Raw genomic sequence first — 16,394 nt, 5'->3', positions numbered from 1 at the left:
TGGCGTCCGCAACAAACGCGCGGCGACCGGAGAGATACGCGATTATGAGCGAAAAACCGCTCCTGTCCCTCAAGAACATCAAAGTCACTTTCGGCGGCGTGCGCGCCCTGAAAGGTGTGTCCTTCGAGGTCAATCCCGGAGAAGTGCATTGCCTTGCCGGAGAAAACGGCTGTGGCAAGAGCACGCTGATCAAAGTGATCACCGGTGTCTACAAGCCTGAATCTGGTGCCGAACTCTCCTTTGCCGGCGAACCGATTGCCGCGATGACACCGGCTCTCGCGCAATCGCTTGGCATTCAGGTGATCTGGCAGGATTTGGCGCTTTTTGATGAAATGTCGGTTGCCGAGAACATCGGCTTTCAGCACGCTGTAAAGGGCAAGTACGGGCTGGTCGACAAGCGCGCTATCGAGAAATCCGCCGAGGCCGCATTGGCGCGGCTCGGTGTCGAGATTGACATTCACAGGCCGCTCAAGGAATTGCCCATCGCGCAACGTCAGATCGTCGCCATTGCCCGCGCTCTGGTTGGCGATGCACGCGTCGTTTTCATGGACGAGCCAACCGCTTCTTTGACGCAGTCGGAAGCGGATTATCTGATCGACATCGTTCGCAACCTTGCGGCCTCCGGCATCGCCGTTGTCTTCGTGTCGCATCGACTGGCGGAAGTGCTGGAAATTTCGCACAGGATTACCGTGCTGCGCGATGGCGCGCTGGTCGGCGTTTTTCCCGTTGAAGGCATGACCCAGTCACGCGTGACCGAACTGATGACGGGCCGCAATTTCGATAGTGCCGTGATTGCGGGAGATCATGATGATCAGCCTGTCGTGCTATCCGTGCGCGGACTGACCCGCGAAGGTGAGTTTCAGGATGTCTCGTTCGATCTGCGTCGCGGCGAGACGCTTGGCATAACCGGGCTTCTGGGCGCTGGCCGCACGGAGCTTGCCCTGACGCTGTTCGGCATGCTGCAGCCGCAGTCCGGTGAAATACACATCGAAGGCGAAAAGATGCATTTCCGGTCGAACCGGGATGCGATCCGTGCAGGTGTTGCCTACCTTTCCGAAGACCGCCTGTCGCTCGGTTTGAACCAGCCACAATCTATTTCCGATAATTTGGTCATGGCGTCGCTCGACCGGTTGCTAAGCCACGGGCTGATCTCGCCATCGAAAAAGCAGAGCGTCGTTTCGAACTGGATTTCTGCCCTCGGCGTCAAGATCGGCCTGCCGGACGATCCGATCCGAACGCTATCCGGCGGAAATCAGCAGCGCATCGCCATCGCCAAATGGCTCGCGATTGGGCCGAAGATCCTCATCCTCGATGCTCCGACAGTGGGGGTCGATGTCGGTGCCCGCGCCGGTATCTTCGAGATCGTTCGAAAACTTGCAGCAGATGGCCTTTCCATCATCGTGATCTCCGATGAGCCGCCGGAAGTCTATTTCAACACCGACCGGGTCATCCACATGGTGGAAGGCCGGTTCCACGCGACCTACGATCCGCGTGAGGTGTCGCTGACCAAACTGGAGTCTGCCATCTATGCGTAGGCTAATTCTTGGAAATACGACCGAGTTCACGCTTTTCTTGGTGATGATCCTCCTGTGCGCCGGGCTTTCGTTTGGCACGGACCGGTTCTTGACCGTCTCGAACGCGTTCGACGTGCTGAACGTGTCGGCCGTCAACATCATCTTTGCCGTCGGGCTACTGGTCGTGCTGATATCTGGTGGCATCGACATCTCCTTTGCAGTCGCAGCCTCCGTTGTGCAGTATGTCACGGTTCTGGCGCTCACTGCGCTGGGTGGCGGCAACTGGGCGGAGGGGTTCATCATCGCCGGTGCCGTTGGCATCGGGCTGGGGCTTATCAACGCGCTGCTGGTTTGGCGTTTCCGCATCATCTCGATCGTGGCCACCATATCGACCTTCAACATCTTCTTCGGCCTGTTGATGTTTTTCACCAAGGGCGTGTCGATCTACAATCTGCCGGACTGGCTTTCCAACCGTGTCGTCTTCTACGAACGCGAAATGCCGGATGGCTCCTGGTTGGAACTAACCTTGCCGGTCGTGGTGATGATCCTCTGCTGCGTGGCCACGTGGTTCATGATTTCGCGCACGACCATCGGGCGGCAACTCTACGCCTTCGGCGACAACCCGGAGGGTGCGCGCCGCTTCGGCATCAACATCGGCGCCATGCACTACATTTCCTTCGGTTGGCTGGGGCTGATGGCTGGAATTGCCGGGCTAATGCAGGCGCATTATGCGCAGGAAGTGGTGCCCAACGCTCTTTACGGACGCGAACTCGATGTGCTCGCCGCAACCGTTCTCGGCGGCGCGCGCCTCGGTGGGGGCAAAGGCTCTGTTCTGGGCTGTGTTCTCGGTGTTCTGATGGTCTCGATCACCCAAAACGGCCTCAACCTGATGGGCGTCTCGCCCTTCGCCTTCAAGATGATCGTCGGCGCGATCATCCTCGTTGCAATCACGCTCTCTTCCACGCGGTTGGACAAGCTTTTGCCAGCCAGCCTGAAGGGTTCTTCCAGAAAAGGGAGCAAGCGTTGATGAAGTCCTTCGTACAAAAATTCAACGCCACCTTCGGGGCCGATATGGCGGGCCCCTGCATCGCCTTCGTCGCAGTCATGCTCATCTTCGGGTTGATGGCAGATAACTTCCTGTCGCTGGGCACGTTCGGTTCGGTTGCCTTCCAGTTGCCGGAGCTTGGCCTTTTGACACTGGCCATGCTGTTGCCGCTTCTGACCGGCGGCATCAATCTGTCCGTCACCTTTGCCGCCAATCTTTCCGGGCTTGCCGCCGCATGGGTGCTACAGGCGTATGGCGGCGTCGATGCTCCGCCAGCCACATTCTTTCTGGCGTGTGTGGCAGCCCTTGCCACCGGCGGTGCTGCGGGTGCGTTGACGGGTGCTGCCATTGCCTACACACGCGCCCATCCCATTCTGATCACGCTGTCGATGATGATCTTTCTGCGCGGTCTCGGCGAGTTTCTCACGCGCGGCGGCGATGTCTCGGGCTTTCCCGACTATGTCGCGCCGATCGGCCATGGCTCCGTTTTCGGTCTGCCGATACCGCTTCTGATTTTCATCGTCTGCGTTGCTCTGTGGCACGTGTTGCTGACGCGCACCAAGCTTGGTTTCGGCCTGCTGATGATCGGTTCTAACATGGAATCGGCCCGATATTCCGGCCTCAACACCCGCAATATCGTCGTGCTGGTCTACACGCTCTCAGGTCTCATGTGCGCTGTGGCCGGTATCATCATGCTGGCACGCTTCAACTCGGTACGTGTCGGCCATGGCGAATCCTATCTGTTGATCACGGTGCTGGCGGCCTTTCTGGGCGGCATCAACCCGTTCGGTGGTTTTGGCCGGGTTCTGCCCGTGTTCCTCGCGCTGGTCGTGCTCCAGCTTCTGTCTTCCGGGCTGAACCTGATGGGTGCCAACCAGCACCTCGCAACGGCGCTCTGGGGTGTGCTGATGATCGTCGTCATGGCGGCACGCACACTGGCTTCCAACTATTTCGCATCACGCAGAAAGAAGGCATGACGTGCAAGGTTTTGGTGTTCACGCAATGATGTGGTCCACGGTGTGGGACCACGCGGGTGCAGAGCGGGCAATTGCTGGCGCTGCACGCTACGGCCAGGATTTCATCGAAATACCACTGATCGACATTGCCTCGGTCGATACGAAGCACAGCCGTGCATTGCTGGAAAAGCACGACCTGCGTGCCACTTGCTCGCTGGTGCTGCCGGAACCGGCTTGGGCATCCGTCCGTCCCGATGCGGCGATTGAGCATCTCAAATCGGCGCTCGACAAGGCGTCGGAAATGGGTGCAGAGGCGCTGACCGGCGTGACCTTCGGCGGCACGAACGAAAGGACTGGCGTGCTACCGACGCAAGCCGAATACGACAACCTCACCCGCGCGCTGGGTGCTGCTGCAAAACACGCCAAAACGCTGGGCCTGCAATTCGGTATCGAAGCGGTGAACCGCTATGAAAGCCATCTGATCAATTCCGCAGAACAGGCCGTCATGCTGATCGAGCGCATTGGAATGGACAACGTCTTCGTTCATCTCGACACGTTTCACATGAACATGGAAGAAAAGGGGATGGGCAACGGCATCATCGCTGCCCGCGATCACCTGAAATATATGCACATGTCTGAAAGCGACCGGGGCACCCCGGGCTTTGGCAATGTGGCCTGGAATGAAGTCTTTGCAGCGCTGTCAGCCATCGGTTTCAAGGGTTTGTTGGTGCTTGAAAGCTTTGCAGGCATGCCGGTCGAAATGGCGGGCGCTATCTCGACATGGCGCCCTGTTGCCCGCAGCGCCGAGGAAGTGCTGGAAAAGGGACTGCCATTCCTGCGCGATAAGGCAGACCAGTACCGGCTTTTCTGACCCTTCCTTCCCTTTTGTCCAGATGTTCACGTCTTCATTCATGCAGCGAGATGCACCTTGAATACAATCGATGACAATGCGCACGAGATCGCAGCACTGAGCCTCCAGCGTTTTCAGCAGGAAAACGGGCGGCGGCTGATGATCGCGATTGCCGGTGCGCCCGGTTCCGGCAAATCAACCATCGCCGAGCGTGTGGTTGAAGTTCTGAACGGCGAAGCCGGTGTGTGCGCGGCGCTTTTTCCCATGGACGGCTATCACTATGACGATGCCGTTTTGGAAGAGATGCGCCGCCGTGAGTTCAAAGGCGCCATCGATACGTTCGACGTGCATGGCCTGCGACACATGCTGGAGCGGCTGAAACGCAACGAAGACGATGTCGTTGCCGTGCCGGTCTTCGACCGTGCCATCGAAATTGCCCGCGCAGGCGGGCGGCTTGTCCCGCAATCCGTCAACATCATCGTATGCGAAGGAAATTATCTCCTCGCAAGCCAGTCGCCCTGGCACCGTCTGAAGCCGATCTTCGATGTCTCCGTTTTCGTCGATGTGGACGAGGATGATCTGCGCCAGCGGCTTCGGGAGCGCTGGCAGAATTTCGACATGGATGACGCCGAAATTACCCGCAAGGTCGAGGAAAACGATCTTCCGAACGGGCTTCTGGTCGCTTCAACCAGCCTGGAGCCCGATCTTCGGGTGAAAAATCCGGGCAGACCCGCAACCATCACCAAGACACACGTCGATTGAGAGAGGCACAGATGAAACACGGTATCTATTATTCCTACTGGGAACATGAGTGGAGCGCCAAATTCGGCCCTTACATCGAGAAGGTCGCCAAGCTTGGGTTTGATGTCATCGAGGTCGCTGCCCATCACATCAACGACTACAGCGATGCGGACCTCGCCGCGATCAAGCAGAGCGCTAGGGATAATGGCATCATCCTGACGGCCGGCATTGGTCCGTCCAAGGCAAAGAATCTGTCATCACCCGATGTCGCCGTGCGTGAAGCGGGCAAGGCATTCTTCGAGAAGACGCTGACGAATGTCGCCAAGCTCGACATCAAGACCATCGGAGGCGCGCTTCATTCCTACTGGCCGGTCGATTACTCCCAGCCCGTGGACAAGGAAGGAGATCGCGCGCGTGGCGTAGAGGGCATTCACGGCATCGCCGATTTTGCCAATGATCTCGGTATCAATCTGTGTATCGAAGTTCTCAACCGCTTCGAAAACCACGTCCTCAACACCGCAGCCGAAGGTGTTGCCTTCGTGACCGAGGTTGGCAAGCCGAATGTGAAGGTGATGCTCGACACGTTCCACATGAACATCGAGGAAGACAGTTTTGGCGACGCGATCCGCACCGCAGGCCCGCTGCTCGGCCACTTCCACACCGGCGAAAGCAATCGCCGCGTACCGGGAAAAGGTAGAATGCCGTGGCACGAGATCGGCGCAGCCTTGCGCGAAATCAACTATAACGGTGTCGTCGTCATGGAGCCTTTCGTCAAAACAGGCGGAACCATCGGCTCTGATATCAGGGTTTGGAGAGACCTGAGCGAAGGCGCAGATGTGGCGAAAATGGATGAGGATGCGCGAAATTCCCTCACATTCTCCCGTTTCGTTCTGGGTGGTTGAAAGCCCACTATCTATGGTGCTCGCAGCGCCTAAGGTTGCGGGCACGATCATGGCCAAAAAGTTTGCTCGCTCGCTTTCGACATGTTTTGCGGCGAAACAATGTGTGGTATCGCTCCGGTTCAGAGAGTGAAGGATGAAGACCGTGAGCGAACAGACCGTGGCCGAGGTGACTGGCAAGATTTACGAATCGCTCGATGCCGATAATGCCGGGATCGATGAGCATATTGCAGCTCTTAAGCTCGCATTGGCGCGCGAGGGCGTCAAAGAAGCCGTGTTCGATCCGGCCAGATTGCCGCATGGCAATCGGTCGGGACGCAAGTTGATGCAGGCCTATTTTCGCCAGCGCGGTGTCAGCGTCAAGTTTTCGGCCTGACGCGAGCTGACCAGGCGACACAGTCGTCGCCTTATCATGATGAAACATCAGACGTGTACCCCGCAGTTTCGAGCTGCGGGGTTTTTCATTGTATTCAGATATTTCGCAGACTGGCAAAAAGCGTTTCGTTCGTGCAGCCAGCACGGTAGAACACGGCGGGTTTGCCTGTTGGCGCTGCCACCTCTACCTCTTGGCCGCCTTCGAAAACCTCTTCCGTCCAGACGTGGACCCAGAGCTCACCCTTTGGAAGATAGACGGAACGTGTTTCCTGCGCGGCTTGCCACACCGGCGCTACGAGCATGTCGGCACCGTAGAGGTAGCTGTCCTGAATGGTGTAAGTCTGGCGGTCCTCCTGATGGTGCAAGAAGAGCGGGCGTTGCACCGGCAAGCCCCGTTCCACCGCCTCTGCGGAGAGAGACTTAAGGTAGGGTGCGAGATGTCGGTAAATCCGCGTCATGCGCGCAAAATGCGTAAGGACTTCCGGGTCCTGATCGATCTGTACATTTTCACGCGGGCGATTTCCCTCGTGGCTGCGCATGACGGGCGTAAACGCCGCCATTTCCGCCCAGCGCATCAAAAGCTCCGGCGTGCGGACATTGCCGAAAAGGCTGGTGTAACCGCCGATATCCGAATGGTGGTAGGCGTTGCCCAGAAGACCCGAGGACAGCGCTCCGCACATGACAGTGACGAGCCCGTCATGGCGTGAGAAATCGACCGATTGGTCACCGCCCCATAAAAGCGGACAATGTTTCTGAACGCCCGTGAAGCCTGCCCGCATGAAGAACAAGGCGTCACCGGTCTTGTCGCGCGAGTCAACGGCCTTGGCGTTGACCTCAGCCCAGAGGGTCGGCCAGGCATTGTGCATCAGTTTGGCATCGATACCATTCGACAGGTGGACGTCGATGGGCAGATACTCACCGAAATCCGCCATCCAGCCGGAAAGCCCGAAGTCGAGCATGTTCTTACCGATGATCTTTTCTGCGAACCAATCGGCTGCAGCCTCATTCGTGAAATCCACGACACCGCAATCGAATTCGCCGAAATCCACCAGCGCCGTTTTTCCCGCACCGTCTGTGGCGAAATAGCCAGCCTTGTCTGCGATCTCGAATAGCGGACCATCGACGCACAGATAAGGGTTTACATAGCCCAGAAAGCGAATGCCGCTGTCATGCAGTTCGCCGATTTTCTGGCGCAGTCCAGGATAGCGTGTCTCGTTTGCCTGCCAGTCCCAGAACAATCTGGAACCGAAGGATGTTTGTCTCAACCCGACCCAGTCTTCACACCAGAGCGCGGAGACTTGCACACCGGCGGCGCGCATCGTCTCAAGGCGAGTGAAGGAATTTGCGCCGTCTTTCAGACCAATGATCGCACCATTATAGACCCAATCGGGCAGCGGCGGTTGGCGACCGAAGCGCGAGGACAGCGTCTCGACCAAGTCCACGAAGGTGTTTGCGGCAAAGAGTTCGATACGGTCGGGGATCGCCCATATCTCGATTTCGTGGAAGGCCTTCTGTCGGAAATCGAAGACGGAATAGGCCGTTGTGTCCACGTGCAGGGCGTAGAGCGCCGACGAGACATAGGTCGGCTGGGGATAGTTGGTGTTGAAGTAATCGCCCCCGGCCTTGTCCTTGACGTTGGCTTTGAAGGTGATTTCGCTTGTCGGGTCACGACCGACACCGGGCTCGGATGTCCAGAGCGGAAAACGGCGGCCCCGCATGTCGAAATAGGACATCTGCTCGCCGCCGCCCCAGACATGCTCGTCCTCATCGGCTTTGATGCGCACCCAGAGGCGGTTGAGTTTGGGGTCTGTCGCTTCGAACGTGATGGCATTATCAACGACGGTCAGGATGAGACGGGGCGGTTGTCCTGCCGCGTCGAAGAGCAGTATGCGGTTGCCTTCGACCTGGGCGTGGGCCAGAGCACGGCGTTCGATAACGTAGTCTTCGATCTCGAAGTTGCCACGATACATGTCCATGCGCTCCTGGCCGATGCCGACAAAGATCGCTGGCGATGCATCGCTGTGGTCGAGGATAGCACGGTCGTTCAGGGACAGCGTGAAGCCGGTCTCAGTCTGCTCGAGTTTCATGACACTGTCTTTCAAAGTCTTCGATTTCAGTTGGTTCGCATCGCGAACTTACTCATCCCTTGATGCCGCCTGCCGTCAGGCCGGAGACGACACGCTCCTGGAAGATGACAATGAGAATGGCGACTGGTACGATGCCGACGACGAGGGCCGCGGAGATCACGGGCCATGGGAACGCGAACTCGCCCTGATAAAGCTGGATGCCAACTGGTAGCGTGCGCAAGGACGGGTTGGAGTTGAAGGACAGCGCCAACAGGAATTCATCCCAGGCATTGACGAAGGCGAGGATACCGGCGGTGAAGACACCGGGCGCGCAAAGCGGCACGACCACCTTGAACAGGGCTCCCATTCGCGTGCAGCCATCGATCATGGCGGCGTTTTCCAGATCGCGCGGAATGCCCTCGAAGAACGAGACCAGCATCAACGTGCAGACCGGCAGGCTGAGCACCGTGTAGGGCAGCACCAGCGCAATCCAGCTGTTGAGAAGATTGAGGGCGCGCATGATTTCAAACAGCGGTACCAGAAGCGTAACCAGCGGAAAGGTGGAGACAGCGATGATCAACGACAGGATCAGCCCGCGATAGGCGAGATTGAGCCGCGCCAGCGCATAGGCTGCAAGGACCGAGACCAGCAGTGTCAGCGCCGTCGAGAGCAGTGCCACCATAAAGCTGTTGAACAGGAAGATGTGCAGCGGCTGGTCCGAAAACGCCTGCATGTAGTTTTGCAACGTCGGCGCATGCGGTATCCAGGTAATAGGCTTTGCGGTGAGTTCCGCTTCTGTTTTCAGCGATGTGAAGAGAATCCACAGTGCTGGAAACAGGCCGTTGATCAGCAGAATGCCGGCAGCGATGAAACGCAGCGGTTTGCCGGAGAGAAAGGACATGGAGCCGGAAGCGGTTTGCGTGGTCATGGCGATTATTCCTTCGTCCTGATCATGCGCAGATAGACGGCCGTGACGCACATGGACATCACGAACATCACGACGGCGAGTGCGGAGCCGTAGCCGAGATCGAGGAACGACACGGTGTTCTGGTGGATATACATAGCAAGCGTTGCAGTCGATGTTCCCGGCCCGCCGCCTGTCATCATGTAGGGAATGTCGAAGGTCTGGAGCGCGGTAATCGTGCGGAAAATCAGGGCCACGACAATTGAGGGTTTCAGCAATGGCAAGGTGATCTCGAAGAACTGCCGCAGCCGCCCGGCACCGTCTACATCCGCAGCTTCGTACAGCGAACGGGGAATGGTTTGCAGACCGGCCAGAATGATCAGCGCCATGAAGGAGGATGTCTTCCAGATGATGGTGAGGCAGATGGCGGCGAAGGCCCAGTTGGGCGAATTGAACCAGATGATGCCTTCAAAGCCGAAGCGGTTCAGCACGTCGTTGACCACGCCGTATTCGGAATGGAAGAACCATGCAAAGATCAATCCCGCAAAGGATAGAGGCAGCGCCCACGGGATCAGCAGCGACAGCCGAACGGGCCATTGCATGCCAAAAGGAAGGTTCGCCATCAGCGCGAGGCCAAGGCCGACAAACAGCGCACCGGGCACCGTGATCAACGTGATCAGAACCGTATTCCACGTCGTTTCCCAGAAAACCGGGTCTTCGATCATCAGCTGGTAGTTTTCAAAGCCCACGAAGGCGGCAGGCAGACCCGATGTCAGCGACAGGCTGAAAAAGCTCGTATAGATTAACCGGCACACCGGATAAACGATGATCAATGCCAGAAGCAGTGCTGCCGGTGCCAGAAGCAGGACCGCCAGCGAACGGTCGCTCAGGTCGAGCCACCGCGTCCAGCTTGGCGATGGTGCCGACTGATCATCACCAGTTTTGAGTTGGGTCGTCATTGCCATGGCTTCGTTCCGAGACATTGAAAGTTCTGGCGGCGATGCAGCGTCGCCTCCAGAGGGCAGGCCATTTTGAGAAAAGGTCTCCCCTCCCCGAAAGCAGGAAGGAGAGACATGTCGCAGCTTAGCGCAGAATACGCTTCAAGCGGGCTTCGATCTGGTCGGCACCCTGCTCCGGCGTGGACACGCCTGCCAGAACCGAGTTGACCGTGGTGCGGATGACTTCGCTAACTTCGTTATAACGCGGGGTCACAGGACGAGGCTTGGCAGTTTCGACGACCTGAAGTGCGTCGGCAAACCATGGTGCGCTTTTGAGAACATCCGCGTCCTTATAGAGACCGGCATAGGTCGGCAGAAGCGAACCGTTGATGGCCATAAACTTGGAAACGTCCTGGGAGGACAGGTATTCCACAAGCTTCTTGGCTTCATCCTGATGCTGGGAATAGGCAGAAACGCCCCACTCCCAACCGCCAAGGCACGTCGCCTGCTCGCCACCCGTCACAGCGGGAAGTCGCGCAACGCCGACCTTGTCGGCAACGGCGGATTCCTTGCCTTGGGCCTGTGCCCAGGCGTAGGACCAGTTGACTGCGAAGATGGCGTTACCGGCCTGGAATTCTTTGCGGGTATCATCCGTGCCGACTTCGGCGATGTTCTTCTTCGAAACGCCGTCATCAACGAAGCTTTTCCAGAGGCTCAGCGATTTGATCGCGGCATCGCGGTCGAAGGTCAGTTTACCGTTTTCGGTCAGGTTCTTGCCCTGGCTCCAGTAAGGCAGCAGGAAGGTACAAACCGCGCCTTCGATCGCCTTGCCCTGGAAGGAGAGGCCCTGAAGGTTGGCGTTGCCCTCACCGTCGGAAATCTTCTTGGCAGCGGCCTTCAACTCGTCCCAGGTCTTCGGCGGCTGAATGCCGTATTTTTCAAGCAGGTCCTTACGGTAATAGAGGAATTGCGAGTCCGCGAAGGCTGGCAGCGCGATGACTTTACCATCGACGGTATTGGCACCGGCATAGGCTGGCAGGTAAGCCGACATGTCCTTATCTGCGAAATCGCTGGTCCAGCCAGCGGCGGCAAATTGTGCCGGGCGGATGACGTCGAGGATGAGCACGTCCAGAGACGTATCCTTCGCCGACATAACCGTATTGAGATACTGCGCCTGAGCTTCCGATGTATTGCCACCGGTTTCGATCTTGACCTTCACGTCAGGATTGGCGGCTTCGTATTTGTCGAGCGCTTGACGCCAGACCTGTGGCTGATGCTGACTGGAAATGTAGATGCTGAGTGTCGTCTCGGCAGCGGCTGGCATGGCGAAGGCCAGCATCGTGCCGCAGAAGAGTGCGCCGGTGAATTTCGTAAACGTCATTATTTCCTCCCGTTTGATGTTTGTTTCGCGCGGTCCTGTTCCCCCGCACGTATTGCCGCTTAAATTGCGCGTTCTGTTTCTGCGTCGAAGAGATGGATCTTTGCGGGATCTACGCCGATTTTCAATGTCTCGCCCGCCTTGATCCGCGTTTCCGGTGGCATGCGCGCCGTCAACGTCTCGCCACCAATGGCAAAATGAACGAGGGTATCGGAGCCAAGCGGTTCGACAACCTGAACCTGGCAGGTCAATAACACCTGAGACGCATCTGCACTGAAATGTTCCGGGCGAATGCCAACAGTGACATTTCGTCCGTTAATGGCACCAACCTGACCGGACGAGCGAATTGCCGAAACCGGCAGGCTATCGCCGTTGGAAAAGACCAGATTGCCGCCATCGACCCGCGCCTTCGCAAAGTTCATGGCCGGCGAACCAACGAAACCGCCAACGAAGACGCTGGCTGGCTGATTATAGACCTCGTCCGGCGTTCCGACCTGCTCGATCTCGCCGCCCTTCAGGATGACGATGCGATCCGCAAGTGTCATGGCCTCGACCTGGTCGTGGGTCACATAGATGATCGTCGTCCCCAAAGCTTGATGCAGCTTCTTGATTTCGGTGCGAACCTGCCCGCGCAATTTTGCATCGAGGTTGGACAGTGGCTCATCGAACAGAAACACCTGCGGGCGGCGCACGATGGCGCGGCCCATGGCTACGCGCTGGCGCTGGCCACCCGACAATTGTCCGGGCCGTCGATCCAGCAGATGGGAAATGCCGAGCATGTTGGCAGCGTCATCGACACGGGCCGCCGCTTCGCCTGCCGCGATACCGCGAACTTTGAGGCTGAAACCCATGTTTTCCCGCACGGTCTTGTGCGGATAAAGCGCGTAATCCTGAAAGACCATGGCGATATCACGCTCGCGCGGGGCCAGCCGGTTGACGACGCGATCCCCGATCCTCACCTCACCGCCGGTGATGGTTTCCAGACCGGCGACCATGCGCAAGGTCGTGGATTTTCCGCAGCCGGAAGGACCGACGAAAACAACGAACTCCCCGTCGTTGATCTCTAGATCGATACCCTTGACGATGCGCAATGCGCCATAGCTCTTTTCGAGCTTGGTAAGCTTAACTGATGCCATTTCTTAATCACCCAACCCTCGGCGACAATGCTCCGGGCTCCTCTGGAATTGAGCATACGCAAGGATTTAAGGAAATCAATGGTGTATCAATTTAATTTATTCCGTTTAAAATTGAAATCTACGTTTTGATTTATCAAGAGAATTTTGATTTCGTTTAAAATCCAGGATGGGGCAAATGATCCTGACCACTTCCAAGCCTCGCGCAAAATCTATTTGAGGCGATTGACGTAACGGGCAACATTCGGATCGTACCAGGTGTGTGAGACCTCGGCCATCGCGCCCTCATGTGAATAACTGACGCGCAATATATGGGGAACGGGCTGCCCGGTTTTCGGCCCGAACGCCTCCGGTGCCCAATCCGGCACATGGCCGAGGCCAATATGGTCTTCCGCTTTGGCGATCCATAATCCCAGACGTGTGCGATAATAGAGATAGAGCGATTCCGACAAATCCTCGGCTGCGACCTTTTCGATGTAGGAACCGTCGAGCCATATTTCCTCAATCGCCGCAACCTGTCCGGCAATGCGCCTGATCCGACGAATGCGGTGGCCTTCCTGTGACGCGCCGAAGGCTGGTAATGCCGCAGGCTTGACCTCACGGCTGACGCTCAGAATTTCCGCCGTCGGGAAGCCGCCCCCCGCCACCAGCTCCAGGCGAAACATGGCATAAACGCTTTTCGGATCGGTAACCGCGCGGATGTAATTGCCTGATCCCTGAATGCGCTCCAGCAGTCCGCGTGTATGGAGTTCGGCCAGCGTCTTTCGAAGCGTTCCGACCGCAATTCCAAGCGTTGTCGCCATCTCGCGCTCCGGCGGAAGCTTCTCTCCGTCGATCAACCGACCGGCAGTAATGTCCCGCACCAGTGTCTCCGCAATCTGGAGATACACCGGCAAACTTCCTTTGGAACTCCGCATTTTCAACACCTTCCTCTGCGCGGGAGAAATAATTGATACATTATTGATTTACTCAATACCTGATGTTAGTTAATTGAGCAACGTCCTGTGAGGAGGATTTCATGACGATTGTTCCCGTAACATCTGCTGATCTGGATGCCGCCGAGGTGTCCTGGTTTTCGGCGCTGTGCTCCGATGACTACGCCTATCTTGGCGTTCCCGATGGCTCTTTGCGCTCCAGTTGGGACCATTGCTCCGCAATCGTCAAAAAGGCCGAAGAGCTTGGATTTCGCAATATCCTCTGCCCATCCTCCTATCAGGTCGGACAGGATACGCTGAGCTTCGTTGCAGGTTGCGCGCCGATTACCGACAAGATCAATATGCTGGCTGCAATCCGCTGCGGCGAGATGCAACCCATCATGCTGGCCCGCACCGTGGCCACGCTTGACCATATGCTCAAGGGTCGTCTGACACTGAACGTCATCAGCTCGGATTTTCCGGGCGAAGTTGCAGATAGCGCCTATCGTTACAAGCGCAGCCACGAAGTGGTGGAAATCCTGCGTCAGGCTTGGACACGCGAAACCATCGACCACGATGGGGAAATCTACCAGTTCAAGGGCGTTTCGACCGAACCAGCCCGCCCCTATCAGCAGAACGGCGGCCCCCTGCTCTATTTCGGCGGCTATTCTCCCGATGCTCTGGAGCTGTGCGGTGCGCAGTGCGATGTTTATCTCATGTGGCCCGAGACGAAGGACCAGCTTGCCGAGCGCATGCGTGCCGTCCACGCCCGCGCCGAAGCGCATGGCAGAACGCTCGATTACGGCCTGCGCGTTCATATGATCGTCCGCGATACGGAAAAAGAAGCGCAAGAATATGCCGAGCATCTCGTTTCCAAGCTGGATGATGAATATGGCCAGCTGATCCGTAATCGTGCCCATGACAGCATCTCGCTGGGCGTTGCGCATCAAGCCAAGGCACGGGAACTTGCAGATAAGTTCGGCTATATCGAGCCGAACCTCTGGACGGGTATCGGACGCGCCCGCTCAGGCTGCGGCGCAGCACTTGTTGGCTCGACCGACCAGGTTTTGAGCAAGTTGGAAGACTATCAGAAGATGGGCATTCGCGCCTTCATCTTATCCGGCTACCCACATCTGGATGAGGCCGAACATTTCGGCAGCAAAGTCCTGCCGCAATTGAAGACCTGTTCTCTGCCGCATGTCCACGGGCGTGTGCCCGAAGCGACACCCGCAACACCTCTTGGAAACGGAGACCGTCACTGATGGACCGCATCGAACTTACACCCGAACTGTCACTGAGCCGCATCGTCTACGGAATGTGGCGCGTTGGCGATGACGCTGATACGTCTGCGAAGCACGTTCAAGCCAAGATCGAAGCCTGCCTTGCGCAGGGCATCACCACGCTCGATCAGGCCGATATCTACGGCGGCTACACGGCAGAAGCGATCCTGGGTGCAGCCTTCAAGGCATCGCCGTCGCTACGTGACAAGGTCGAAATCGTCACGAAATGCGGCATCGTCGCTCCAGCTGGTCGGCATTCTGCAGTTCGCGTCAAGCACTACGATACGTCCGCAGAGCATATCAATGCTTCCGTCGAAGCATCGTTGCGCGACATGGCGACCGATCACATCGACCTGTTGCTGATCCATCGCCCTGATCCGATGATGGACCCTGACGAAACGGGTGCTGCGCTCGACGCTTTGGTCGCCTCTGGCAAAGTTCGCAGCGTCGGTGTTTCCAACTTCCGCCCGTGGGACTTTTCCCTGCTGCAGACGCATATGGAAAACGAACTGGTGACCAACCAGATCGAGCTTAGCCTTGCCGAAACCTCGGCCTTTACGAATGGCGATCTCCCCTATCTTCAGGAACGCAACCTTGCCATCATGGCATGGTCGCCACTAGGGGGCGGCGCGCTGATGACCGCAGGCGGTGCTGTGGCCGATGCCATGGCAAAAATCGCGGGAGATCAGGGTGTCGACACTGCCGCAGTCGCCATCGCGTGGTTGCTTCGCCATCCGGCAAAAATCCTGCCCGTGCTCGGCACCAACAATCTTCAGCGCATCGCCGCCATTTCGCAGGCAAGCCAGGTCACTATGGACAGGCAGATGTGGTTTGAACTCTACACGCTCGCAAAAGGCCACGAGGTGCCCTGATGACATCGCTTAGCAGCATGCAGTCCCATAACGAACACATGTTCGTTCCAGACGCGACAAACACCCGCAGTTTCCGAACCGCGCTTGGCAACTTCCCGACCGGCATCACGGTCGTAACAGCGCAGACGCCTGATGGGCCGATCGGCATGACCGTCAACAGCTTCTCGTCTGTATCACTCGATCCGCCGTTGATCCTGTGGTCCCCTGCCAAGACATCGTCGCGGCACGACCTCTTCGCTGGTGCCACGCATTTCGCGATCCACGTGCTGGGTGCCGATCAGGGCGAGTTGAGCAGCCGGTTTACACGCGGTGGCCTTGGTTTCGAAGAGTTCGCCTGGGACATGAACCCGGAGGGCGTTCCGATCATACCGGGCACATTGAGCCGTTTCGAATGCGAGCGCGCGTCTGTTTATGATGGTGGAGATCATTCGATCCTTCTGGGCCGCGTCCTTCGCGCTGCCCACCGCGACGGAGAACCGCTGTGCTTCGCACGCGGGGCAATGGGACGGTTCGCAGTCGCATCCTGAGA

The 16,394-nt window shown here is 57.7% G+C and carries 16 protein-coding genes; 10 read left to right on the top strand and 6 right to left on the bottom strand.

The window, feature by feature from the left end:
* The first annotated feature begins 44 nt into the window (after positions 1–44).
* The 7 genes from HRR99_RS19555 to HRR99_RS19525 all read left to right on the top strand — a co-directional run bounded on the left by HRR99_RS19555 (position 45) and on the right by HRR99_RS19525 (position 6,381).
* On the top strand, positions 45–1,535 hold the full coding sequence (locus HRR99_RS19555) for a sugar ABC transporter ATP-binding protein (protein WP_233124509.1): 1,491 nt from the start codon (positions 45–47) through the stop codon (positions 1,533–1,535).
* On the top strand, positions 1,528–2,541 hold the full coding sequence (locus HRR99_RS19550; RefSeq protein ID WP_233124508.1) for an ABC transporter permease: 1,014 nt from the start codon (positions 1,528–1,530) through the stop codon (positions 2,539–2,541). Before HRR99_RS19555 ends, HRR99_RS19550 begins: the two co-directional genes overlap by 8 nt.
* Complete coding sequence (locus tag HRR99_RS19545) at positions 2,541–3,536, top strand: ABC transporter permease (RefSeq protein WP_233124507.1); 996 nt, start codon at positions 2,541–2,543, stop codon at positions 3,534–3,536. Before HRR99_RS19550 ends, HRR99_RS19545 begins: the two co-directional genes overlap by 1 nt.
* Before the next feature lies 1 nt (position 3,537).
* Positions 3,538–4,386 carry a sugar phosphate isomerase/epimerase family protein gene (locus HRR99_RS19540; protein ID WP_233124506.1) on the top strand — a complete coding sequence of 283 codons (849 nt, stop codon included), beginning with the start codon at positions 3,538–3,540 and terminating at the stop codon, positions 4,384–4,386.
* A gap of 57 nt (positions 4,387–4,443) precedes the next feature.
* A complete protein-coding gene (locus HRR99_RS19535; protein WP_233124505.1) occupies positions 4,444–5,127 on the top strand; it encodes a nucleoside triphosphate hydrolase in 684 nt (227 codons plus the stop codon).
* An 11-nt stretch (positions 5,128–5,138) separates the two neighbouring features.
* Entirely contained in the window at positions 5,139–6,008 is an 870-nt protein-coding gene (locus HRR99_RS19530) for a D-psicose 3-epimerase (protein ID WP_233124504.1), read from the top strand.
* A 133-nt stretch (positions 6,009–6,141) separates the two neighbouring features.
* A complete protein-coding gene (locus tag HRR99_RS19525; protein ID WP_233124503.1) occupies positions 6,142–6,381 on the top strand; it encodes a hypothetical protein in 240 nt (79 codons plus the stop codon).
* Between the two features lie 94 nt (positions 6,382–6,475).
* Here the strand turns inward: HRR99_RS19525 and HRR99_RS19520 are convergent, their stop codons facing one another.
* From HRR99_RS19520 to HRR99_RS19495, 6 genes are all read right to left on the bottom strand, one after another.
* On the bottom strand, positions 6,476–8,467 hold the full coding sequence (locus tag HRR99_RS19520; protein ID WP_233124502.1) for an alpha-glucosidase: 1,992 nt from the start codon (positions 8,465–8,467) through the stop codon (positions 6,476–6,478).
* Positions 8,468–8,519: 52 nt separating this feature from the next.
* Positions 8,520–9,374, bottom strand: coding sequence for a carbohydrate ABC transporter permease (locus tag HRR99_RS19515; RefSeq protein ID WP_113492405.1), 855 nt, complete (start codon positions 9,372–9,374; stop codon positions 8,520–8,522).
* A 5-nt stretch (positions 9,375–9,379) separates the two neighbouring features.
* Complete coding sequence (locus HRR99_RS19510) at positions 9,380–10,315, bottom strand: carbohydrate ABC transporter permease (RefSeq protein ID WP_422387350.1); 936 nt, start codon at positions 10,313–10,315, stop codon at positions 9,380–9,382.
* A 118-nt stretch (positions 10,316–10,433) separates the two neighbouring features.
* Positions 10,434–11,669 carry an ABC transporter substrate-binding protein gene (locus tag HRR99_RS19505; protein WP_233124501.1) on the bottom strand — a complete coding sequence of 412 codons (1,236 nt, stop codon included), beginning with the start codon at positions 11,667–11,669 and terminating at the stop codon, positions 10,434–10,436.
* 59 nt (positions 11,670–11,728) lie between these two features.
* On the bottom strand, positions 11,729–12,802 hold the full coding sequence (locus HRR99_RS19500; protein WP_233124500.1) for an ABC transporter ATP-binding protein: 1,074 nt from the start codon (positions 12,800–12,802) through the stop codon (positions 11,729–11,731).
* Positions 12,803–13,011: 209 nt separating this feature from the next.
* Positions 13,012–13,716, bottom strand: coding sequence for a GntR family transcriptional regulator (locus HRR99_RS19495; protein ID WP_233124499.1), 705 nt, complete (start codon positions 13,714–13,716; stop codon positions 13,012–13,014).
* 101 nt (positions 13,717–13,817) lie between these two features.
* Here HRR99_RS19495 and HRR99_RS19490 point away from each other — a divergent pair, with 101 nt between their 5' ends.
* From HRR99_RS19490 to HRR99_RS19480, 3 genes are read left to right on the top strand one after another with little or no spacing between them, the layout of a single operon-like run.
* The gene (locus tag HRR99_RS19490; protein ID WP_233124498.1) at positions 13,818–14,975 is read left to right on the top strand and encodes an LLM class flavin-dependent oxidoreductase; all 1,158 of its coding nucleotides are present in this window, start codon (positions 13,818–13,820) and stop codon (positions 14,973–14,975) included.
* A complete protein-coding gene (locus HRR99_RS19485) occupies positions 14,975–15,865 on the top strand; it encodes an aldo/keto reductase (protein ID WP_233124497.1) in 891 nt (296 codons plus the stop codon). The genes HRR99_RS19490 and HRR99_RS19485 overlap by 1 nt, the downstream gene beginning before the upstream one ends.
* Positions 15,865–16,392 (top strand): flavin reductase family protein, encoded by a 528-nt coding sequence (locus HRR99_RS19480; RefSeq protein ID WP_111838689.1) that lies wholly within the window; start codon positions 15,865–15,867, stop codon positions 16,390–16,392. The genes HRR99_RS19485 and HRR99_RS19480 overlap by 1 nt, the downstream gene beginning before the upstream one ends.
* Positions 16,393–16,394 lie beyond the last annotated feature (2 nt).

Origin of the sequence: Agrobacterium vaccinii, from assembly GCF_021310995.1 — a bacterium.
In the GTDB taxonomy this organism is placed as follows: domain Bacteria; phylum Pseudomonadota; class Alphaproteobacteria; order Rhizobiales; family Rhizobiaceae; genus Agrobacterium; species Agrobacterium vaccinii.
This window is presented reverse-complemented; position numbering and strand designations above follow the sequence as displayed.